The organism is Flavobacterium pallidum (assembly GCF_003097535.1).
Lineage (GTDB): Bacteria > Bacteroidota > Bacteroidia > Flavobacteriales > Flavobacteriaceae > Flavobacterium > Flavobacterium pallidum.
The window spans coordinates 501,618-524,461 of sequence record NZ_CP029187.1; the positions used below are offsets into that span (position 1 = coordinate 501,618).

General features: G+C 43.9%; 22 protein-coding genes. 7 read left to right on the forward strand and 15 right to left on the reverse strand.

Annotated elements, in window-relative coordinates; genetic code table 11:
- Positions 1–105: 105 nt before the first annotated feature.
- Positions 106–1,926, forward strand: coding sequence for a T9SS type A sorting domain-containing protein (locus tag HYN49_RS01980; protein ID WP_181368992.1), 1,821 nt, complete (start codon positions 106–108; stop codon positions 1,924–1,926).
- Here HYN49_RS01980 and dnaE read toward each other — a convergent pair.
- From dnaE to HYN49_RS02000, 4 genes are all read right to left on the reverse strand, one after another.
- Entirely contained in the window at positions 1,923–6,428 is a 4,506-nt protein-coding gene (gene dnaE / locus HYN49_RS01985; RefSeq protein ID WP_108902553.1) for a DNA polymerase III subunit alpha, read from the reverse strand. The genes HYN49_RS01980 and dnaE overlap by 4 nt on opposite strands.
- 164 nt (positions 6,429–6,592) lie before the next feature.
- Complete coding sequence (locus HYN49_RS01990) at positions 6,593–6,961, reverse strand: RNA recognition motif domain-containing protein (protein WP_108902554.1); 369 nt, start codon at positions 6,959–6,961, stop codon at positions 6,593–6,595.
- A gap of 104 nt (positions 6,962–7,065) precedes the next feature.
- Positions 7,066–8,280: a sensor histidine kinase gene (locus tag HYN49_RS01995; RefSeq protein ID WP_108902555.1), complete on the reverse strand. Its 1,215-nt coding sequence runs from the start codon at positions 8,278–8,280 to the stop codon at positions 7,066–7,068.
- 76 nt (positions 8,281–8,356) lie between these two features.
- Complete coding sequence (locus tag HYN49_RS02000; RefSeq protein ID WP_108902556.1) at positions 8,357–8,911, reverse strand: DUF6252 family protein; 555 nt, start codon at positions 8,909–8,911, stop codon at positions 8,357–8,359.
- 232 nt (positions 8,912–9,143) lie between these two features.
- Between HYN49_RS02000 and HYN49_RS02005 the strand changes: the two genes are divergently transcribed.
- The 5 genes from HYN49_RS02005 (at position 9,144) to HYN49_RS02025 (ending at position 13,490) form a co-directional block, all read left to right on the forward strand.
- Positions 9,144–9,788 carry a 30S ribosomal protein S16 gene (locus tag HYN49_RS02005; RefSeq protein WP_108902557.1) on the forward strand — a complete coding sequence of 215 codons (645 nt, stop codon included), beginning with the start codon at positions 9,144–9,146 and terminating at the stop codon, positions 9,786–9,788.
- 15 nt (positions 9,789–9,803) lie between these two features.
- Entirely contained in the window at positions 9,804–10,328 is a 525-nt protein-coding gene (gene rimM / locus HYN49_RS02010) for a ribosome maturation factor RimM (protein ID WP_108902558.1), read from the forward strand.
- Positions 10,329–10,515: 187 nt separating this feature from the next.
- Positions 10,516–11,226 carry a tRNA1(Val) (adenine(37)-N6)-methyltransferase gene (locus tag HYN49_RS02015; protein ID WP_108902559.1) on the forward strand — a complete coding sequence of 237 codons (711 nt, stop codon included), beginning with the start codon at positions 10,516–10,518 and terminating at the stop codon, positions 11,224–11,226.
- A 284-nt stretch (positions 11,227–11,510) separates the two neighbouring features.
- Entirely contained in the window at positions 11,511–12,689 is a 1,179-nt protein-coding gene (locus HYN49_RS02020) for an acyl-CoA dehydrogenase family protein (protein WP_108902560.1), read from the forward strand.
- An 81-nt stretch (positions 12,690–12,770) separates the two neighbouring features.
- On the forward strand, positions 12,771–13,490 hold the full coding sequence (locus HYN49_RS02025; protein WP_108902561.1) for an SGNH/GDSL hydrolase family protein: 720 nt from the start codon (positions 12,771–12,773) through the stop codon (positions 13,488–13,490).
- Positions 13,491–13,703: 213 nt separating this feature from the next.
- On the opposite strand, the gene HYN49_RS02030 is transcribed toward HYN49_RS02025, so the two are convergent.
- The 9 genes from HYN49_RS02030 to trmB all read right to left on the reverse strand — a co-directional run bounded on the left by HYN49_RS02030 (position 13,704) and on the right by trmB (position 19,910).
- Entirely contained in the window at positions 13,704–14,033 is a 330-nt protein-coding gene (locus HYN49_RS02030) for a 2Fe-2S iron-sulfur cluster-binding family protein (protein WP_108902562.1), read from the reverse strand.
- Between the two features lies 1 nt (position 14,034).
- On the reverse strand, positions 14,035–14,598 hold the full coding sequence (locus HYN49_RS02035; RefSeq protein ID WP_108902563.1) for a ferritin-like domain-containing protein: 564 nt from the start codon (positions 14,596–14,598) through the stop codon (positions 14,035–14,037).
- Entirely contained in the window at positions 14,599–15,651 is a 1,053-nt protein-coding gene (locus tag HYN49_RS02040) for an NAD(P)/FAD-dependent oxidoreductase (RefSeq protein ID WP_108902564.1), read from the reverse strand.
- 192 nt (positions 15,652–15,843) lie between these two features.
- The gene (locus HYN49_RS02045; protein WP_108902565.1) at positions 15,844–16,083 is read right to left on the reverse strand and encodes a NifU family protein; all 240 of its coding nucleotides are present in this window, start codon (positions 16,081–16,083) and stop codon (positions 15,844–15,846) included.
- A gap of 80 nt (positions 16,084–16,163) precedes the next feature.
- Positions 16,164–17,300, reverse strand: coding sequence for an Mrp/NBP35 family ATP-binding protein (locus HYN49_RS02050; protein WP_108902566.1), 1,137 nt, complete (start codon positions 17,298–17,300; stop codon positions 16,164–16,166).
- An 86-nt stretch (positions 17,301–17,386) separates the two neighbouring features.
- Positions 17,387–18,130, reverse strand: a complete 744-nt coding sequence (locus HYN49_RS02055; RefSeq protein ID WP_146185032.1) for a hypothetical protein — start codon at positions 18,128–18,130, stop codon at positions 17,387–17,389.
- A 150-nt stretch (positions 18,131–18,280) separates the two neighbouring features.
- Positions 18,281–18,601: an MGMT family protein gene (locus tag HYN49_RS02060; RefSeq protein WP_108902568.1), complete on the reverse strand. Its 321-nt coding sequence runs from the start codon at positions 18,599–18,601 to the stop codon at positions 18,281–18,283.
- Complete coding sequence (locus HYN49_RS02065; protein WP_108902569.1) at positions 18,601–19,236, reverse strand: LysE family transporter; 636 nt, start codon at positions 19,234–19,236, stop codon at positions 18,601–18,603. The genes HYN49_RS02060 and HYN49_RS02065 overlap by 1 nt, the downstream gene beginning before the upstream one ends.
- Entirely contained in the window at positions 19,236–19,910 is a 675-nt protein-coding gene (gene trmB / locus HYN49_RS02070; protein WP_108902570.1) for a tRNA (guanosine(46)-N7)-methyltransferase TrmB, read from the reverse strand. Before trmB ends, HYN49_RS02065 begins: the two co-directional genes overlap by 1 nt.
- 87 nt (positions 19,911–19,997) lie before the next feature.
- Between trmB and HYN49_RS02075 the strand changes: the two genes are divergently transcribed.
- The gene (locus tag HYN49_RS02075) at positions 19,998–21,062 is read left to right on the forward strand and encodes a glycosyltransferase (protein WP_108902571.1); all 1,065 of its coding nucleotides are present in this window, start codon (positions 19,998–20,000) and stop codon (positions 21,060–21,062) included.
- Here HYN49_RS02075 and HYN49_RS02080 read toward each other — a convergent pair.
- Both HYN49_RS02080 and HYN49_RS02085 read right to left on the reverse strand, forming a co-directional pair.
- Complete coding sequence (locus tag HYN49_RS02080; protein WP_108902572.1) at positions 21,036–22,091, reverse strand: sensor histidine kinase; 1,056 nt, start codon at positions 22,089–22,091, stop codon at positions 21,036–21,038. The genes HYN49_RS02075 and HYN49_RS02080 overlap by 27 nt on opposite strands.
- 60 nt (positions 22,092–22,151) lie before the next feature.
- Positions 22,152–22,835, reverse strand: a complete 684-nt coding sequence (locus HYN49_RS02085) for a response regulator transcription factor (protein ID WP_108902573.1) — start codon at positions 22,833–22,835, stop codon at positions 22,152–22,154.
- Positions 22,836–22,844 lie beyond the last annotated feature (9 nt).

Genomic DNA, 22,844 nt, shown 5'->3' on the forward strand with positions numbered 1-22,844 from the left:
GGTCAAATCAACTAAAGTAAAGATTCTGTTTTGTTGAATTTTATTTTAAATTAAATTCTCATTATGCTATTTTTAGTTAATTTTACTTTACATAAAAACTGCATTATGAAAACAAAAAACCTCCCCTTAATTTCTGTTTGCATTTTATACACAGTGATTTCTTATTCGCAATTGTATGTCGGCGACGATACCAATATCTATATAGCCGACAAATTTGTTTATGTAAAAAAAGACATTAAACTCGACACTGGTTCCAATTTATACCTAAGGAATGAATCGCAGCTATTGCAGGGCACATCCTCATCGGGCAGTAACTCCGGCAACGGGAAATTATCGCTGTTCCAGGAAGGCACCGTAGACGGTTACAAATACAATTATTGGTGTGCACCCGTAGGTGATTACGCTACTCCGAACGGAAACGGCTCCTTCTGGATTGACCAGTTTTATGCGCCGCAATCCAAAACCAACAGCACCCAGGCCATGGTGATTGACGATTCGCAGGATGGCGTTTCCAACCCTTTGGGGATTTCATCTTACTGGATTTTTAAATACCTCCAGCAGGAATTTTACGAAGGGTATGCCCATGCCAGCGCTGACGATAAAATGAAGCCCGGGGAAGGTTTTACGATGAAAGGTACCATTGGGACCGACCACACGGCAGTGCTTGGGGTAGAGAACAATCCAGACGGCAACCACCAGCGTTACGATTTCCGTGGCAGGCCGAACGATGGCACGATCGACATTTACGTTGAAGACGGCATGTATACGCTGACCGGAAACCCTTATCCTTCCGCAATCGACCTGTCCGCATTCCTTACCGACGCGACGAATTGCACTGGCATCGCTTACTTTTGGGAACAGGACAAAAATGCTGAAGACACGCATAACCTTGAAGGATACATCGGCGGATATGGTTCCTTTTCACCGGTATCACGAGGCGGTTCCGGTGTATATGTCCCGGCCGAATATTATGTAAGGGACCCGGCATACCCAAACGTGGAAATTTATATTCAAATCACCGGCAACTATTTCGAAAGAAGGTTCACTCCCATTTCTCAAGGATTTATGATTGAAGGAAACAGCTCGGGAAATATTGTGCAAATGAAAAATACGCACCGTGTCTTCAAAAAAGAGGGCGCTGCAAATTTGTCGCAATTTGACCGCAATGCAAATCATCAACCGACAGAAACCAAAATTGCTTCGGTTTCAGGTTTCGATTACAGCAAAATCTACACCGATGGCATTCCGCAAATCCGCTTTAAAGTGGAAATGAACAACAAAAAAGTACGGGAGCTGGCCTTGGTATTTGATCCAAAAGCCACAAACGGCGTGGACCACGCCATGGATGCCAGGCTCTTCAAAGCTGATTATGCCGCGGTTCCTTATTTTATACTGAACAAAAACGAGGAATATGTTATTGACGCAGTGCCGTTTAATGCAGAAGCCAGAATCCCGTTTGGATTTCGAAACAGGGAAAAAACACAATATAAAATTTCTGTGAAATCAGTTTTAAATTTTAATGAAGCCAAAAACATTTACCTACATGACAAAAAAACCGGCCGTTACTATAATCTGCAAAAAGATTTGTGTGAACTGACATTGCCTGCAGGCACGAATAACGCCGATTTCGAAATCACTTTTACCAATTCTGAAAATCAATCCGGCACACCCATTGCTTCAGCAGGAAGAATCCATATTGTGCAATCCAACGAGGGAAAAATTTTGTCAATTACCAACGAAAATGCGGACAATCTTGAAAGTATTGAACTCTTTGATACCGCTGGAAAATTGGTTTTCCGCATGAAAAATCCGAATTTAGAAAAATCATACGAGATACCGACCGCCCATTTCGCAGATGGAATTTATATCGTCCGCACCACCGGTAATGACGGCACATTCAGTAAAAAAATCAGCATTAAAAATTAATTCAGCTTAAAATCAAGCTGCATTTTTTCCAATTCCTGAAGCAATTCGTTTGAAATCCTGACTTTGAGCTTACGGCTTGGCATCGTGAGTTTGGTAATGACCCTGGTTTCCTCGATTTCTGTGGCAACGCTGAGCTCCATTTCCTCTCCATCGATCACGTCTGCGTTATCCTCACTGAGTATGGACTCGTCGAGCGCCACCTCCGGAGCGGTAATCACTTTTTTTACTTTTTCGGTTTCCTCAACTTCGAATGTTACGGCATGGTCGCCTTTGTTTTGCAGGAAAACATGGCTTAAATGGTGTACGGTTTCTGCCTTAAGCTCTTCAATATTAAGGTTGATAATGAGTTTTTTTGCAAAAGCGGTCAACACATCCTGCAGGTATTGTACGAGCATAAACTGCAACCTCGGCTCGCCTTTCTTGCCGGTTTCCTTATCAGCCCAGCCTTCGCGTACCATCACTTTGATGAACGTAAAATTGTTCTGGATGAGGAAGTGCCTGAATTTCAGGTATTCTTCGCCGAAAATCCTGAACTCATAGCTTTCATCATAACCTTCCAGTACGAAGGAAGCCCAGCCTTTTCCGTTTTTGGCGGTCCGGTGCTGCACATTGGTGATGATTCCACCAAGGCTTAAAGTCTTATTGACATGCGCTTCAAGGTTTTTCAGCGATTCGAGTTTATTGCTGCAGAAGTATTTCATCTCGAATTTATAATCATCCAAAGGGTGCCCGGAAATGTAAATCCCAACGACCTCCTTTTCCTTCGCGAGCTTTTCCATTGTATTCCAATCATCACATGGTGGTACGACAGGTTCGGGAATCTGTACGTCGCTGGCTTCCCCGAAAAGACTCACCTGAGAGGAGTTTTCATTTTCCTGGAATTTCGAACCATAACGAACCGCTTTTTCAAGAAAGGTGATTCCGTCACCTTCATCATGAAAATATTGCGCCCGATGTGTTCCGGTAAAGGAATCAAAACCACCTGCGAGCGCCAGGTTTTCAAAGGCTTTTTTATTCGCTGCGCGTAAATCAACACGTTTCGCCAAATCAAAAATGGACTTGTATTTGCTGGTTTTGCGATTTTCTACAATAGTCTGTACCGCACCCATGCCGACACCTTTTACAGCGCCAATACCGAAACGGACCGCATAATCTTCATTCACCGTAAATTTATAAAACGATTCGTTCACATCAGGCCCAAGCACCTGCAGCCCCATCCGCTTGCATTCTTCCATAAAAAAGGAAACCTGCTTGATATCGCTCATGTTGTTTGAAAGCACGGCAGCCATATATTCTGCCGGGTAATTCGCCTTTAGATAGGCGGTTTGGTAAGCAATCCAGGCGTAGCAGGTCGAATGCGATTTGTTAAATGCATATTCGGCAAAAGCTTCCCAGTCTTTCCAGATTTTCTCCAGTTTGGCTTCCGCATGGCCGTTTTCCATCGCCTGGTTGATGAATTTTGGTTTCATCTTATCAAGGACGTCACGTTGTTTTTTTCCCATCGCTTTACGCAAAACGTCGGCATCACCTTTAGAGAAATTGGCCAGTTTTTGCGACAGGAGCATTACCTGCTCCTGATATACCGTAATCCCGTAAGTATCTTTCAACAATTCTTCACAAGCTTCGAGGTCATAAACAATTTCTTCTTCACCGTTTTTCCTTTTGATGAAACTCGGGATGTAAGCGATAGGTCCCGGGCGGTATAAGGCATTCATCGCAATGAGGTCGTCAAAAACAGTCGGCTTGAGTTCCTTCATGTATTTCTGCATTCCGGCGCTTTCGTATTGGAAAATCCCTACTGTTTCTCCGCGCTGGAACAACTCATATGTCTTCACATCATCAATCGGGAACTGGTCCGGGTCGATATCCTTTCCGGTGCGGTATTTAACCAGTTTAACAGTATCTTTTATCAGCGTTAATGTTTTTAAACCGAGGAAGTCCATCTTCAGCAAACCGGCACTTTCGACAACCGAGTTATCGAATTGGGTTACATATAAATCCGAATCTTTGGCGGTCGCTACGGGAACAAATTTCGTGATATCATCGGGCGTGATGATTACGCCGCAGGCATGGATTCCGGTGTTGCGAAGGTTCCCTTCCAGGATTTGCGCCTGTTGCAGTGTTTCACCGCCCATATCGTCGGCTTTAGCCAAAGCAATCAATTCCTGGACTTTTTCAAAATCTTCAGGACGCAGTGACGATTTGAGTTTCGCCTGATCCATCGAGAAAATCTTTGCAAGGTTCAGGTTAAACGGAATCAGTTTGGCTATTTTGTCGGCTTCAAAAAGCGGAAGATCGAGGACGCGCGCGGTATCACGGATGGCAGATTTTGCAGCCATCGTACCGTAAGTGATGATCTGTGCAACCTGTTTAGAACCATATTTACTGATCACATAATCCATCACCTTACTGCGTCCTTCATCATCAAAATCGATATCGATATCGGGCAGCGATACACGATCCGGATTCAGGAAACGCTCAAAAAGCAGGTTGTATTTCAGTGGGTCAATATTTGTAATTCCGAGGCAATAAGCCACCACAGCTCCCGCTGCAGAACCACGACCCGGGCCGACGGAAACACCCATATTACGGGCTTCAGCAATGAAATCCTGTACGATGAGGAAGTATCCGGGATAACCGGAATTTTCAATGGTGAGCAATTCGAAATCGATGCGTTCCCGAATGGCTTCGGTGATTTCGGCATAACGCCTTTCAGCACCTTTATAAGTAAGGAAACGCAGGTATTTGTTTTCGCCGCGCTTTCCACCATCAGTGTGATCTTCAGCCACCATAAATTCATCTGGAATGACGAACTTTGGCAGCAACACTTCACGAGCAAGCGAGTAAATCTCAATCTTATCGACGATTTCTGAAATGGTGTGAATGGCTTCGGGAAGGTCATTGAAAAGCGCCTTCATTTCGTCACCCGACTTGAAATAATACTCCTGATTCGGCATACCATAACGGAAACCGCGGCCAAGACCTATTGGTGTAGCCTGTTTTTCACCGTCCCGCACACAGAGCAAGATGTCGTGTGCATTGGCATTGGCTTTGTCTATGTAAAAAATATTATTGGTGGCAACGAGCTTTACCTCATGTTTTTGTGCCAATTTCACCAACGACTGGTTTACACGGTTTTCATCTTCCTGATTGTGGCGCATCAGTTCGATATAAAAATCTTCTCCGAATTGATTTTTCCACCAAATCAACGCTTCTTCTGCCTGGTTTTCACCAACATTTAAAACCTTATTCGGGATTTCGCCATATAGATTGCCTGACAGGACAATCAGGTCTTCCTTATATTCCTCAATGGCACTTTTGTCGATACGCGGCACATAGTAAAACCCTTCTGTGTAAGCAATCGAGGAAAGTTTGGCCAGGTTGTGGTAGCCCTTTTTGTTTTTCGCTAAAAAAACGATCTGGTAACCATTATCCTTCCGGCTTTTGTCTTTCCGGTCTTCGCATACAAAAAATTCGCAGCCCACAATCGGTTTCATTGGTACTTCCGATGGTTCCTCGCCGTTTTCTATCGCAGCATTATTTTTGGCTTCAGCCGATTTATTGTGGTTTAAGATATCACGCACGAAATGAAACGCGCCCATCAAATTGGCGTGATCTGTAATGGCAACCGCGGGCATTTTATGCTGGACGGCCGCCTTCACCAGAGAAGCGACGCTTATTGTAGATTGCAGTACTGAAAACTGTGTATGGTTATGCAAATGGACGAAATCAGTATCGATTGCAATTTGTTTCGCCGAATTGCTGACGGGGGCTTTCACTTGTTCGGTCTTCCTGAAACTTTCCCGAATGGCTTCCGAAGCGGCTTTGAGGTTGATGTGCTTTAACCCGATAAGCTGGATTTCGCCGGTATTTAAACTTTGGTACTCCGTAAAATAATCCGCAGGGACATCGAGCTCTTCTTTGGTAAAAATCTGGCGACGGATCAGTTCGAGAAAGCAACGCGTGGTGGCCTCAACATCTGCAGTGGCGTTGTGTGCTTCAGAAAAAGGTATGCTAAAAAGGTATTCGTGGAGCTCGGTTAACGTTGGCAATTTGAATTTTCCGCCACGCCCGCCGGGAAGTTTCAGCAATGATGCCGTGACTTCAGTACAGGTATCCAGAACGGGCATCGATGCCATTGCGGAATCCACCCCGAAACGATGGAATTCACACCCCATAATATTAACATCAAACCCGATATTCTGGCCGACAATAAATTTGGCCCTGGACAGCGTGGCATTGAATTTCTGAAGGACCTCAGCCAGCGGCACGCCTTGCTGTTGCGCCAATTCTGTTGAAATTCCGTGGATACGTTCCGCATCGTACGGAATATTGAACCCTTCAGGCTGAATGAGGTAATCCTGATGTTCGATAAGGCGGCCCATCGCGTCATGGAGCTGCCAGGCAATCTGGATGCATCGCGGCCAGTTTGACGTATCGGTAATGGGAGCATCCCAACGCTTGGGCAATCCGGTTGTTTCGGTATCAAAAATTAAATACATAGCTGGATATGAGTTCTTTGCGAATGCAGAAAAATGCAAAGCGTAATTTTCAAAAATAGCGTATTTTGACTAAAAAGAAAGCGGAAGTTTTCAACAAAAAAACCATCCGACTAAAAGCCGGATGGTTGATATATTGAAGTATTTTATTACTTTACTGTCAGTGACTAGTAGTCCCTGCCACCGCCACGGTTGTAACCACCACCGCTGCCACGGTTGTCTCCATAACCACCGCCTGAACGGCCACCGCCGCTACCGCCACGGTTGTTATTGAAACTTCTTCTTTCACCTTCCGGCTTTGGCTCTGATTTGTTTACAACAATATTACGGCTTTGAACCGTTGCGCCATTCAATTCGTCGATTGCTTTTTGTCCTTCGTCATCATTTGACATTTCAACAAAACCAAATCCTTTGCTTCTTCCGGTAAATTTATCGCTGATAATTTTAACTGAATCTACTGTACCATAAGCCTCGAAAGACTCTCTTAAATCTGCTTCCTCAATACTGAACGGAAGATTTCCAACAAAAATATTCATACTATTCTATTAAATTAAATTCACACAAATGTAAGCGTTATTTTGAGAGCAGCACTATTTATTTACTTATTTATAACACTTTAAAAAGAAATCTTTTTCGTATTTTACAGAAAATTATATTTTGTAAGGGTAAAAGAGAATTCCGTGCCCTTGCCAATTTCAGATTCCACAGCGATCGTACCGCCCAATCCTTCAACCATTTTTTTTACTGTCGAAAGGCCTATGCCGCTCCCGCGTTTCCCAAACCGGTCTTCAGTAGCCAATACCTCAAAGATATCAAAAATGCGTTTTTGGTCTTCCTTACGGATTCCGTTGCCATTATCCTTTACCCGGAAATGATAAAATTCATCCGCCTCTTCAAAATCAATGGCAATGGAAATTTTTTCCTTATTGTTATATTTAATGCTGTTTGCAATCAGGTTCAATAAGATTTGCTGCAAGGCAGTCCTGTTGGTGTAAATCTTTTGATTTTCAAATGTAATCTTGAATTCGTAATCTTCCTGCGGATCCAGCAATGAAATGGTTTCATGGACCAATTCATGCAATTCGAACACCGTTCGTTTGCCAACCAATACGGCATCACCCCTGCTGTATTCAAGAATCCCGTCAACCAGGTTCCGCAAGGTATTCGAGGATTCGTCAAGCATTGAAAGATAGAGCTTTGCCTCATCGTCCAGTTTTTCAGCGTAATCAGCAATCAATATCTGGCTTAGTCCCGAGATGTTGTTCAGAGGCGATTTGATATCATGGGCTGCTACATGGGCGAATTTTTCAAGTTCCTTGTTCCGGTTGACAAGGTCTTTTGCGAATTTCTCCAGCAGCATCTTGCTTTTCCTGAGCTCAAAAAGGCTTACCACCTGGTTTGACAATGCCTTTAACGCCTTCAATTGCTCTTCATTGAGCTCCTTAGGCTTGTCATCAATCACACACAAGGTCCCTAAGGCGAGGCCTTCAGGACTTACAAGCGGAATACCGGTATAAAATACAACATGTGGCTCGCCTATTACCAATGGATTGTCATAGAAACGTTCATCGAGCCGTGAATCCTTTACGGTAAAAATTTCATGCGGATTGATAATGGCATGTGCGCAAAAAGCGGCATCGCGGGAAGTTTCATTAGCGTCGAGACCGACTTTTGACTTGAACCATTGCCGCTTTTCGTCGATGAGGCTTATCGTAGATATGTTGGTATCACATATTTGAGATGCCAGTTTTGTAATGTCATCATATTCTTCTTCGGGAAGGGTATCTAAAATAGAATATTCCTTTAACGCTTTTAACCTTAAGGATTCGTTTTCTGGGGCAGGAGGAGTAATCATCTCGAAATGCTTTGGTTTTTAGAAAAAAAACCACCCCTTTCAGGATGGTTTGCTATATTTTGACAGGCATTTAAAATTACTGCCTTTGGATATTGTAAAATGCGCCTTCCTGAAAATTCACATTCTCCGGAACAATATCACTTGTGCCCTGATACTTCGCATTGAATTTAAAGTTACCGCTTATTGTTCCTTTAACAGGATCATATGATGTGATTACGATTTGTGCATTGCCTCTTTGCTGCGCTCCTACATTATAACCCATACCTGTAATATACTCCAGTGTCACGCCGTTATCTTCATAAGAATAAGACACCACAATATCATCATCATTTTCAGGATGTGCTGCATCATATCCGTAACTGAACTCCAATGGATTATTATTCATTACTCCTGCCGAAACCACGAAAGGCATCTTTAGGGTAACTTCCTCCAACCCCTTATAAGCAGTTATGGTCAACTCGCCAATACTAGGGTCAACGGGATCTGTAGTTGTGAAAGAAGCTGTGGTAAGATCTGCTCTCCATATTAAATTGTCTTTTCTGCCCTGAAGCCCCGGATCGCTGAACTTTACATCCGTTTCACAAGAAGAAAAAGCAACTAAAATCAACAACAGAGATACTATTTTTTTCATCAAAATAATAATTTAGATTGGGTATTCAATATTTTTAGGTTACAAAAATAGTTTTTAAAACGAAATATGCTAAACAAAATTATAATATTTCGTCATCTCATTAAATATTAACTATTTCATTTCAGTTAATTCCTCTAAAAACCAGCCAAATATTAGCACAGTTTAAAAATATTTGTATCTTTGCGCCCTTAATTAACCGGGGTCGTGTACCCCACAATTTAATCACTGGATTATGTCTGTAAAAATTAGACTGCAAAGACACGGAAAAAAAGGGAAGCCTTTTTACTGGGTAGTAGCCGCTGATGCGCGCTCAAAAAGAGATGGTAAATACCTTGAAAAAATCGGTACTTACAATCCAAACACCAACCCTGCAACTATCGAACTGAACCTTGACAGCGCCGTACAATGGCTGCACAATGGAGCACAGCCAACCGATACCGCAAGAGCAATCCTTTCTTACAAAGGCGCTTTATTGAAGCACCACCTTGATGGCGGCGTTCGTAAAGGAGCCCTTACGCAAGAACAGGCTGATGCGAAATTGGCTACTTGGATGGATGAGAAGACTGGTAAGGTTGATGCTAAAAAAGACAACTTGTCTAAAGCACAGGCTGATGCTAAAGCAAAAGCATTTAAAGCAGAACAGGAAGTAAACGCCAAGCGTATTGCTGCCGCTGCACAAGCTGAAGCTGACCTGATTGCTGCTGAAGAAGCTGCAAATGCACCTGAAGTGGAAGAAGCACCAGAAGTGGAAGCTGCTGCTGAAGAAGTAACTGAAGCTCCGGCTGAAGTGGCTACAGAAGAAGCACCTGCTGCTGAGGCTACAACTGAGCAAGCTGCTCCTGCTGCCGAAGAGAACAACGAAGAAGCACAAGCTTAATTTGACCCTGCGTTCATGCGTAAAGAAGATTGTTTCTATTTAGGTAAGATCGCAAAAAAATTCAGCTTTAAAGGGGAAGTCTTGGCGTATCTCGATACCGACGAACCCGGCTTATACGAAAATCTGGAATCAGTGTTTGTTGAAATAGACAAACATCTGGTTCCTTTTTTTATTGAAAGCAGTTCCCTCCATAAAAACGACTTCCTGCGCATCCGTTTTGAGGATGTGAAAACCGAAGAGGAAGCCGACGACCTTATGAACTGCGGCATTTACCTTCCTTTGCGGATGTTGCCGAAACTATCGGGCAACAAATTCTACTACCACGAAGTCATCGGGTTTGACATTGAGGACAAACGTCTTGGCATCTTTGGAAAAATCGTTGCCATTAACGACAGTAGCGCACAACCACTTTTCGAAGTATTAAATGGTGATACGGAAATCCTCGTTCCGATGATTGATCAATTTCTCGTAAAAGTCGATCGTACCAATAACAAAATCGTGATGGATTTGCCAGAGGGTTTGATTGAAATGTATCTTTAATTTTTTCAGGAGCTATTTCCCGCTTTCGCCTTTATCTTGCTTCCGCTGGTGCTCCAGCAAGGATATCGGCTCTATCGGGGCTAGGCATTCCACCCAATATTAAAAATTTCATGTTCAAAATTCGTTCTTCTTTCTCTGAAGTTTTGAACAGCGATTAACGAACTTTGAATTTCGAAATTCACACGCTATGTTCCAATTCAAGAAATTCTCCATCCAACAAGACAAAACCGCCATGAAAGTCGGTACCGACGGCGTGTTGCTTGGCGCGTGGGCTCCAATTAACAACGATCCATTCTCAATATTGGACATTGGTGCCGGAACCGGATTGATTGCATTGATGCTCGCGCAACGTACTGTTGCAGAATATATTGAAGCGCTTGAAATAGACAATGACGCGTTTGAGCAATGCGTTGAAAATTTCGAAAACTCGCCTTGGAACGACCGTTTATTTTGTTTCCATGCTTCGCTGGACGATTTTATGGAGGAAATTGAAGACGAAGAGTATGATTTGATTGTTTCCAATCCGCCATTTTACAGCGAGACTGTTTCGTCCGGAAATGATGCGCGCGACCAGGCACGGCAAAACAATGCACTTCCTTTTTCTGATCTGGTTGAAGCTGCAGCGTTATTGCTTTCTGACGTAGGGATTTTTTCGGTAATCATACCTCATAAGGAAGAAAATAAATTTGTGGCTTTGGCAAAAGAGCATGATTTATTCCCCATAAAAATCACACGCGTAAAAGGCACGCCGGATGCTGAAATCAAACGCAGCCTGATGGCATTTGGAAAAACTGAAATCCTAAATTTTCCAGCCGACGAACTCGTTATCGAAACCGCACGCCATCAATATACTCCGGAATACATTGCGTTGACTAAGGATTTTTACCTTAATATGTAGCAGGGTCCGCAACAGGGATGGAAGCGGCATCCTTTTCCTGACGAAGGAAGGAAAAGATATAGCATTATCGAGTGAAAAGCGTAGCTTTTTAGCGAAGATACCTCGCGCAGCGATGCCCGGCCCGCAGTGGTTGCCAAAAAAGATTGTAAGACTGTAAGACTTTAAGATTCTTTCCAACTTTCCGACTTTCGGACTTTCTGACTTCCCAACTGAAATATCAATCGTTTTCGTTGATTACTAAATCCCATTTACTTACTTTTGCACCGATTTAAAATGCAAAAAAAATGAGACCAGACCTTTTCCAGGCACCTGATTATTACAATCTTGACGAATTACTTACTGACGAACATAAATTGGTGCGCGACGCGGCCCGCGAATGGGTAAAGCGCGAAGTATCGCCAATCATCGAGGACTACGCCCAGAAAGCGGAATTCCCGAACCAAATCATCAAAGGCCTTGCCGATATCGGTGCTTTCGGCCCATACATTCCTGAAGAATATGGCGGCGCCGGTCTGGACCAGATTTCCTACGGACTGATCATGCAGGAAATTGAAAGAGGAGACTCGGGCGTACGTTCGACGGCTTCTGTACAGTCTTCGCTGGTGATGTACCCGATCTGGAAATACGGAAACGAAGAGCAACGCAAAAAATATTTACCAAAATTAGCTTCCGGGGAATTCATGGGCTGTTTCGGGCTTACGGAACCCGACCACGGCTCGAATCCCGGCGGCATGATTACCAATTTCAAGGATATGGGCGACCATTATCTTTTGAATGGGGCGAAGATGTGGATTTCAAATGCCCCGTTTGCGAATATTGCTGTAGTTTGGGCAAAAGACGAAACCGGACGCATCCACGGATTGGTGGTAGAGCGCGGCATGGAAGGATTTACCACTCCTGAAACGCACAACAAATGGTCGCTTCGTGCTTCAGCGACAGGCGAATTGATTTTCGACAATGTTAAAGTTCCTAAAGAAAATTTATTGCCAAACAAGTCAGGATTGGGCGCACCGCTGGGCTGCCTTGATTCAGCCCGTTATGGTATTGCATGGGGCGCTATCGGCGCGGCGATGGATTGTTATGATACGGCTTTGCGTTATGCCAAAGAGCGTATACAGTTCGACAAACCGATTGCAGGAACACAATTACAGCAGAAAAAACTGGCTGAAATGATCACTGAAATCACGAAAGCGCAATTGCTTACATGGAGATTGGGTGTTTTAAGGAATGAAGGCCGTGCGACATCGGCTCAGATTTCGATGGCGAAAAGGAACAATGTGAACATGGCGATCGAAATTGCGCGTGAAGCAAGGCAAATCCTTGGCGGCATGGGAATCACGGGAGAATATTCGATCATGAGGCATATGATGAACCTGGAATCGGTGATTACTTATGAGGGTACACACGACATCCACCTGCTGATTACCGGAATGGACATTACCGGAATTGCAGCATTCAAATAAAAAACCCAAGCCCTTCACCTGAAGGGCTTTTTTTTGCAAACTATAATGGGGTGCAATGCGTAAATATGTTAAAACCATATCATGAAAGCCATCACAAACAGCGCATTATCCTTACTATTATTCTTTACTATTTCATGCAACAGCAATGATGACAATAATGAAGCAACAAATCCATTGCCAACTGACCCTGAAACCCGTGAGATTAAATACCTTGCATTAGGCGACAGTTACACTATAGGTCAAAGCGTTTGCGAAACCTGCCGCTTTCCAGAGCAATTAAAAGCGGCATTGTCCACACAAATTGAAGCCGATTATACGCTTAAAATCGTAGCGCAGACGGGTTGGACCACAACCAATCTTAAGAATGCCATCGCAGCCCAAAATCCATCACATGATTATGATTTGGTGACCTTGCTCATCGGCGTGAACAATCAATACCAGGGAATGCCTTTTGAAACATACGAGCAGGAGTTTCCGGAATTGGTCAATACTGCCATTATGCTGGCAAAAGGAGACAAGCAACATGTGATTATCGTTTCCATTCCTGATTATGCCTATACCCCTTTCGGGCAAAGCACCGGGGATCCGGGACAGATTTCTTACGAAATCGATAGGTATAATAATTTCGCCTTAAATTATGCTACGGCAAACGGGATTCAGTTTGTGAACATTACTGACATCACTAGGGAAGGCATTTTCAACCCGGAATTGGTCACTTCTGATGGCCTCCATCCTTCGCAAAGTGCTTACGCTAAATTCGTTGAACGATTGTTGCCGAAAGCCACATCTATTCTGGAATAATCGATTTAACCTCAGGAAAAATCGTTTTCGCCTATATTTTTTTTAGCAATAAAAAAACCACCATATGTTTGTCAGGTAATCAGGAACATACTTACAGATATGTACTGACAACCGCCCCAAATACGGTTAATAATTTTTATAGTAGTTTGTTTATATTTAGAAAAACTTCGGAATTCCCCTTTCCGGGGTTTTTCTTTTTTAGGCCCCTCTGAATTAATATTCCGGTGCGAGTTCCAGTTCAAGTCCGTCTAATTCCCGGGTAATCTGGATCTGGCAACCCAATCGGCTGGTGTCTTTCACATAAAACGCTTCAGAAAGCATCGCATCTTCTTCGTCACTTTTTTCAGGCAGCGCCACATCATTTAACACATAACATTGGCATGAAGCGCACATGGCCATTCCGCCGCAAACACCGATAGTACCTTCAGGTGCGAGTTCATAAGCTTTACACAATTCCATGATGTTCATCGCCATGTCTGTTGGCGCCTGCACTTCGTGCACCTGCCCTTCGCGATCGGTGATTTTTATGATGATGTCTGACATGTTACTCTTTTTTGCAGTAATGATCTGAATTTTCTACCGGGTATTTTTTATCAAGGTCGATGTTGTTGAAACTGTTGTTCCCCCATGAAAAATATTTCTCGTAATAAGGCAGGAATTTATTGGTTTTTATTTTCTCAAGGAAATAAACTTCATGCTCTTTTTCCTTCATGCCCATATCATAAAGCATCTGGTCGTATTTCGTGATGCCGAGGGAATTGAAATACTGTTTCATCCGAAAGTACTCGCAAACATTTCCGCTTTCGAGCCTTCCGGCAAAATAAAAAGGCATAAACCAGCCAATGATATAACAGCTGCCTGAAATGACTTTCCCGATGACATGAAATTTTAATTCATACCATCCCGAAATTTTTATGCCGTAATCATTCATAATCTGCAGCACTTCTTGCCTGTGAAACCACTCATCGCGTTCAATCTGGCGGATTTCATTCTTCTCTGAAATGTCCTTTACCGAACCCGCATGCCCCTTGTAAGCGAAGGCTGCGGCTTTTTCAGCGGAATACGCTTTTTTAAGCAGATCAATTAATTTCGGATGATTAAGCTGCATTTAGTCAATTGATTTCACAACGGCCTTCTCCGCTTCTTTACGGGTTCCGTCAAAACCATCCACACCGGAAACCGTGGTGTATTTCATCACATATTTCTTGCCAGGATTCAGGCGTTGGTACACGCTTTGGCACATCAATGTCGCTTCATGGAAACCACAAAGAATCAGCTTCAGTTTTCCAGGATAGATATTGACATCGCCAATGGCGTAAATGCCCGGGATGTTGGTTTGGTAATCCAAAGCGTTGTCGACTTTAATCGCATTTTTCTCGATTTCCAATCCCCAGTTTGCGATGGGACCGAGTTTTGGTGACAATCCAAACAGCGGAATAAAATAATCAGTTTCAATCTTGCGGTGTGCACCATTTTCATCGATATCCAAAGCCTCAAGCCTTTCTGCGCCGTGTAATCCGGTAACTTCAGCGGGCGTAATCAATTTGATTTTTCCTTCATTTTTGAGTTCCTGCACTTTGTCGACAGAATCCAAAGCGCCACGGAATTCATTCCTTCTGTGGATCAAAGTTACTTCCGAAGCGATATTGGACAGGAAAATACTCCAATCCAATGCAGAGTCGCCGCCACCTGCAATCACGACACGCTTGTCACGGAATTTTTCCGGATTCTTGATGAAGTATCTCACGCCTTTGTCTTCGTAAAACTCGATGTCTTCAATCAAAGGTTTCCTCGGTTCGAAACTTCCGAGCCCACCTGCAATGGCTACGGCATTGGCGTGGTGCTTTTTGCCTTTGTCGGTCGTGACGATAAAAGTGCCGTCTTCGAGTTTTTCTATTGTTTCGGCGCGTTCACCCAAAGTAAATCCGGGTTGGAACTGCTTGATCTGTTCCATAAGGTTATCAACCAGATCGCCCGCCAACACTTCCGGGAAACCGGGAATGTCGAAAATCGGCTTTTTCGGATACAGTTCAGCGAGTTGCCCGCCGGGTTGCGGCAACGCATCGATGATATGGCAGTGGAGTTTAAGCAGTCCCGCTTCGAATACGGCAAAAAGTCCCGTAGGGCCTGCTCCTATGATGAGTATGTCTGTTTTAATCATTTTAGTTGAAAGTTGAAAGTCGAAAGCTGAAAGAGGACCGGCTTTCGACTTTGGACTGGTTTTGCGTTAGGGATTGAAGTGGAAATCCTTTTTGGATTATCCGTAGCGCAGCGAAGGAAAATCTTCATGAAGCGCAGCGGAATGCAAAAAGATTGCAACAAAAAGCCCGGCCGGAGGCAACGCCCGAATTAATTAAGCTATATTCCTTACCGTCTCGATCTGCGGCGCGAATTTCTTGATGGTTGTTTCTACACCGGCCTTCAAAGTCATTTGGTTGACGCTGCACGCGGTACAGGCTCCTTCAAGGCGCACGGTGACGTGTTTGTCGTCTTCGATACCGATGAGCTTGATGTCGCCGCCATCTGAATTCAGGAACGGACGGATTTCTTCAAGGGCTTTTTCGACGGTTAGGGTAAGTTCTTCTGTTGTCATTATTTCTAATTTTATTTGGATCGTAAGATTTTAAGACCGTAAGACTACACGTTTGTCTTAGAATCTTATAGTCCTACAATCTATTTTTTCACTGCCGAACATCCCGCCATCGTCGTAATCTTAATGGCTTCGGTTGCGGGAAGGTTTTCGTTGCGGTTTACTGTTTCCTGGACGACATTCCGGGTGATTTCCTCGAAAATGGTTTCGACCACCGAGGCGGTTTGCAATGCGCCCGGCCTGCCGTAATCCCCGGCTTCGCGGATAGACTGTACAAGTGGCACTTCACCAAGGAACGGTACGCTTAAATCTTCTGCAAGGTTTTTCGCACCTTCCTGCCCGAAAATATAATATTTATTGTCTGGCAGTTCTTCCGGTGTGAAATAGGCCATATTTTCAATAATGCCCAAAACAGGCACTTTGATGCTGTCTGAAAGGAACATGGAAACCCCTTTTTTAGCGTCGGCCAAAGCTACTGCCTGCGGTGTGCTCACGACAACGGCTCCGGTAATCGGCAGCGATTGCATGATCGACAAGTGGATGTCTCCGGTTCCCGGCGGAAGATCGATCAGCATGAAGTCGAGTTCACCCCAATCAGCATCAAAAATCATCTGGTTCAGGGCTTTTGAAGCCATAGGCCCGCGCCATATTACGGCCTGGCTTGGTGCGGTGAAGAATCCGATGGAAAGGATTTTTACACCATAACTTTCAATCGGTTTCATTTTGGATTTGCCGTCAACGGTGACTGAAACCGGTTTTGCGGATTCGACATCGAACATGATCGGCATCGAAGGTCCGTAAATATCGGCATCGAGCACGCCGACTTTAAAACCCATATTGGCTAAAGTCACCGCTAAATTCGCCGTGACAGTCGATTTCCCCACACCGCCCTTTCCTGAGGCCACCGCAATGATATTGCTGATCCCGGGAATGGCTTTGCCTTTAATTTCGTTGCCTTCCGCTTTTTCAGGAGCTTCGACCTTGATGTTGATTTTTATTTTCGCTTCCGCAGATATTTTCTCGAGTATCGTTTTACGGATGTCGTCTTCAGCGCGTTTTTTGATATGCATCGCCGGAGCGTGCAGTACGACATCGACGACAACCTCATCGCCGAAAGTGAGTACGTTTGCAATGGCACCGCTTTCGACCATATTTTTACCTTCACCCGCCACCGTAATGGTTTCAAGGGCTTTGAGGATTTCTTTCCTGTCTAGTTTCATAGTTTTTGCTGTCTTATTAAGACTAAATTCAGATTGCAAAGATAGTTGGAAAAGTTGTGATTGTAAAGGAATTGGATTGGATTTGTCTATGGCTTATTGCATTTCTGCGGGAGATTATTAAGGAACATACGCGCTTTATGAAATTCAAAATATTCAGCATCGGGTCTTGTTCTATTCTCCAGATAGGAGCCGATAAAATCCTGATTGAATTGCGAATGGTTGATATGTCCGGTGATTTCATTGGAATAGTATACATCATTTCCGCTTTTCATCTTAACCCTGATTTTGGTTTTAAAATCTCCTGAGTATTTAATGACCGAAGCTCCAATGTAATGTCTGGGTAATAGCTTGTAATGCAAATTTATTGGTATGCAGCCACCACCATCATCTGACCATTGAAAATCAATGGGCTTCCATTTGCCATCACTATCAAGCGCTTCCTGTATCATTTGGAAATGCATAAAATTTCCCTCGCTGACGTAAGCTGTCTGCTGCGACGGGTTGAAGATCAAGACCGGATAAGACGAAATGTATTTTTGCTTTTGGAATTTCTCGCGTTCAAAATAAGCTTTGATCAAGGGTGCTGCAGCCTTGCCGTCGAATGGCCTCGTGTCCCACGGAATTCGGAATGGGAAAGGCATCCGTTCATACACGTATCCTTTGACGAACAAATGGTAGGTCGTATCGATAATAACCTTTAGGTCATACCTTGGCAAAACCGTATCCCACGGAAAATTCCGGATGCCGATTTCACGTTCAGAATATCGGCTTGCCATGGCGGTGTCACCTGTAAAGTTGGCATTCAAAAATTGCGGATCGCTGCGAAGCATTATTTTGGAATTGATCGCAGTGGCCTTATATATTTTTGGAGTTATCAGTCGTGGTAAATGATCCCCCTTTTTTTTTTGACAGGAGAAAAACACCAAAACCATGAAAAGGAAGAGTAACTTTCTCATCTCCACACTGTATATTGCAACTGCCTACTGCACCTCAGGTTTCCACAAATATTTCTCAAAATCAACAATCTGGTTATCCTCGACTTCAACGCCTTCACTTTCCAAAAGCTGCTGCATGAGATTCGTCCCGTCAAAATGATGTTTTCCGGTAAGCAGGCCAACACGGTTTACCACGCGATGTGCCGGCACATCCTCAGGGCAATTGTTCATCGCCCAGCCCACCATCCGGGCGGAACGCCCGCTGCCGATGGCCTTTGCGATGGCGCCATACGAGGTCACTTTCCCGTACGGGATCTGCCTGGCGACGGCATAGACTTTGTCAAAAAAATTATCGTCCGCGGCCATTAATTAAGGTAATAGAGAAGGACGTTGACCAAAGTGATAATCGAAATCAGTCCCGTAACCGAACCAATAATATAGTTCATGTTGTGCAGTATGAATGCCGTGCGGGATTCCATTTTCTTAAAAAAGGCAATGTAACAGTAAAAGGCAAAGAAAGCGCCCAATCCTGATCCGACAACAAACGTATAAATGAACGGCAATTCAAAAACAAAATAATGATATGATGCCAAGGTTACGCTGATGAAAACGTAAAACGGAATCGGGAAGAAATTTAGCGCTGAAAGCAGCATGCCGAGAAAAAAACGGCTTTTTTTACTGTGCAGCTTACTTTCTTCCTGGGCCTCTTTGGGCTTTTTGGCGAAAAAGAAAAAGTAAATGGTCAGTATCGTGAAAACAATGAGCCCGGCTTCGCGCAGCATGATCACGATATACGGATTTTCGTCGATGAATCTTGCGAAAATGACGCCGATGAACGTTTGTACCAAAACTACAAGGGTGGCGCCAAGCGCGAAAATCAAAGCCCGGTTGCGGCCTTCGTTGAGGCTCACTTTCGCCGCCGTCATATTGATCAGCCCCGGCGGCGTGATGCCGAAGGAAGCTGTAAGGAATCCGAGGAACAAAGGCAGCGAATAACCCATTACTTTATTTTGAACCGAATATACGTAATTGCTTTGTTAATTTCCAAATATTGTTTTTCATAAAACGTCTGAATACCAGTAACTTCCTCGGGCGCACCGTGGTTGTTGTATACATTGTGGTTCGCATACAGCACTTCGTGGCCTTCGCCGTGCAGCAACCCGAGGGTGTAGCCGTGCATGAACTCGGAGTCGGTCTTTAAATTCATGATGCCGTCCGGCTTCAGGATGCCTTTGTATAATTTCAGGAATTCCGAATTGGTCATGCGATGCTTGGTTCGTTTGTACTTGATTTGCGGGTCTGGGAACGTGATCCAGATTTCATCGACTTCTTTTTCGCCAAAAATATGGTTGATGAGTTCGATTTGCGTGCGTACGAACGCCACATTATTGTGCCCGCTTTCAATGGCTGTTTTGGCTCCACGCCAGAAACGTGCGCCTTTAATATCAATACCGATGAAATTTTTCTGCGGATATTTTTCAGCCAGCCCGACGGAATATTCGCCTTTGCCACAACCGAGTTCCAAAACTATAGGATGCACATTTTTGAAGAAATCAGTATTCCATTTTCCTTTTAACGGAAAGCTGTCACTGACCACTTCTTCCCTTGTCGGCTGGAAAACATTTTCGAAACTTTCATTTTCCCTGAACCTTTTTAACTTATTTTTACTTCCCACAACGTTGCTTTAATTATTTGGTAAAATTAAGGAAATATACAAGAACCCAATTCGTTTTACCTTGCGCTTTTCAAAAATCATTCAACCTTGGAAACCCACACCCGAAATATCCTTGTCGCCCCGCTGAATTGGGGGCTCGGCCACGCCACAAGATGCATCCCGATAATTAAGGCGTTACAGCAAAACGGTTTCCATCCCATTATTGCTTCAGATGGCAGCGCATTGGCTATGCTTAAAAAAGAGTTTACTGATGTAACCTGCCTCGAATTGCCTTCATACGAAATTGAATATGCCAAAAACGGCAACCATTTTAAGTGGAAAATGCTCAAGAACATGCCCACGATGATCGAAGCGGTACTGCAGGAAAAGAAAATCGTAAAGAAATGGGTGAAGCAATACGACCTTTATGGCATTATCTCGGACAACAGGCTTGGGGTTTTCAGCAAAAAAGTACCGTCGGTTTTCATTACGCACCAATTGAATGTGCTCACGGGGAATACCTCATGGCTGACGAGCAAGCTGCACCAGGCCGCGATTAAGAAATTTGACGAATGCTGGGTGCCCGATTTCCAGAAAAGCCCGAATTTAAGCGGAAAACTCGGGCATTTGGACAATCCTGATTTCAGGGTGAAATATATAGGTGCCTTGAGCCGGTTGAAAAAACTGGCCTTGCCAAAGAAATACGACTTGATGGTCATCCTTTCGGGGCCTGAACCGCAACGTACTTTTTTGGAGGAAAAACTTTTTGACGAAGTGCAGCGTTTTGACGGCAAAGTGGTCTTCATTAAGGGAAAAGTGGAACCAGAGCAGAAAATACTGGAATATTCAAATGTCACTTTCTATAATTTCATGACTTCGGAAGAGTTGGAAAAGACCTTCAATGAGAGCGAGATCGTCCTTTGCCGCTCGGGATATACAACGATCATGGACCTGTCCTTTTTATCAAAGAAGGCATTCTTCATCCCCACTCCCGGGCAATACGAACAGGAATATCTTGCGAAAAAACTCAAAAAAGAAGGGTTGGTACCGTACGCTAAACAACAGGATTTCAGGATTGAAAATGTAGTCGAAGCCAACTTATACCGCGGACTGAAACCGTGTGAAAATAAGAACAGCTGGAAACAGTTATTCGGACTTTTCGAGCGTGAATGAAAATTCAGACCCGATGCCGAACTGGCTTTCGATATAAATATTTTCATCATGCGCCTCGATGATGTGCTTCACGATGGATAATCCGAGCCCGGAGCCGCCTTCCGCCCTGGCACCGCTTTTATCGACGCGGTAAAATCGTTCGAATAACCTCGGAATGTGCTGCTTTTCTATGCCTTCACCATTATCATTCACACGGACGATGACTTTATTGTTGACTAAATCCTCAATCCCGACTTCGACAGAACCATCCTGTTTTCCATACTTTATCGCATTAACGATCAAATTCATCACGACTTGCTGGATCTTTTCGCGGTCGGCGATGACTTTTATTGCTTTAGGGTATTTGTTGTCAAAGGAAAGGATGATGTTTTTCTTTTCGGCTTTCATCTCAAGGAGATCAAAAACATTCTGTACCACTTCGACAATGTTGAATTCGGTCATGTTCAGGTTCAGGTTACCCGATTCCAATTTGGTAATCATGTCGAGATCCTGGACGATGAAAATCAATCGCTCCACCCCTTTTTCAGCGCGCTGCAGGTATTTCTTACGGATATTTTTATCGTCCATGGCCCCGTCAAGCAACGTCGAAAGATACCCCTGCACGGTAAAAAGGGGTGTTTTCAATTCGTGCGAAACATTGCCGAGAAATTCACGGCGGTATTCCTCACGCACTTTGAGTGTCTCGATTTCCATCTTCTTATCGGTGGCGAACTTCTTGACTTCGCGCGTCAGCGTAGCCATATCGGTACTGATCGATTGCTTCCGGAAGGTACTCGACTCAAGGAAAGACACGTCATCATAGATTTTTTTTACCCTTCGGTAAATGAAAACTTCCACCCGGTACTGGATTACGAAAAATGCGAAAATGTAAAGTGAAAATGCGAAAACAAGGCAAAAAGCAATCAGGTCGCTTCGATGTTGCTTAAAAAAGAAATACGCCAATATCGCTGCAAATCCTGTAGCAAACAACGTGACGTATAATGCCGATTTGACGGCAAACTTGTATGTTTTCTTAAAATTTAAACTCATTTTTGAAGTGGCAAAGTACCAAAGTTACAAAGTTGCAAAGTTTTTGGCACCGCTGAAACGTTAAACTTCAAATTTGTAGCCTACTCCTTTAATAGTCTTGAAAAAATCATCACCTATCTTCTCGCGGAGCTTGCGGATGTGCACATCGATGGTACGCCCGCCTACGATGACTTCATTGCCCCAGACCTTGTCCAGGATTTCCTCGCGCTTGAATACTTTTCCGGGTTTGGAAGCCAGTAAATAAAAGAGTTCAAATTCTTTCCTAGGCAAAACGATTTCAAGATCGTCCTTAATAATCTTGTATTCTTCGCGGTTGATTTCGATCCCTCCCACGTTGAGGGTTTCAGAATTGCGGTCTTCGTCCTTCAGCCTTCTTAATAAGGCCTTTACTTTACTGACCAGCAATTTCGGCTTGATCGGTTTTGTGATGTAATCGTCGGCACCGGCATCGAACCCGGCAACCTGCGAATAATCTTCGCTTCTCGCGGTCAGGAATGTGATTATCGTATGGGCAGTCTCAGGTGTTTTGCGGATAATTTCCGTAGCTTCCATACCGTCCATTTCCGGCATCATGACATCCATGATAATTAAATGGGGCAGTTCTTTTTTGGCTTTGGCCACAGCCTCACGACCATTACTGGCGGTGCTGATCTGGTAGCCTTCCTGCGACAGGTTATAGCCTACAATTTCCAATATATCTGCCTCATCATCAACCAACAAGATCTTAATGTCCTTTTTTTTCATATCGAAGTT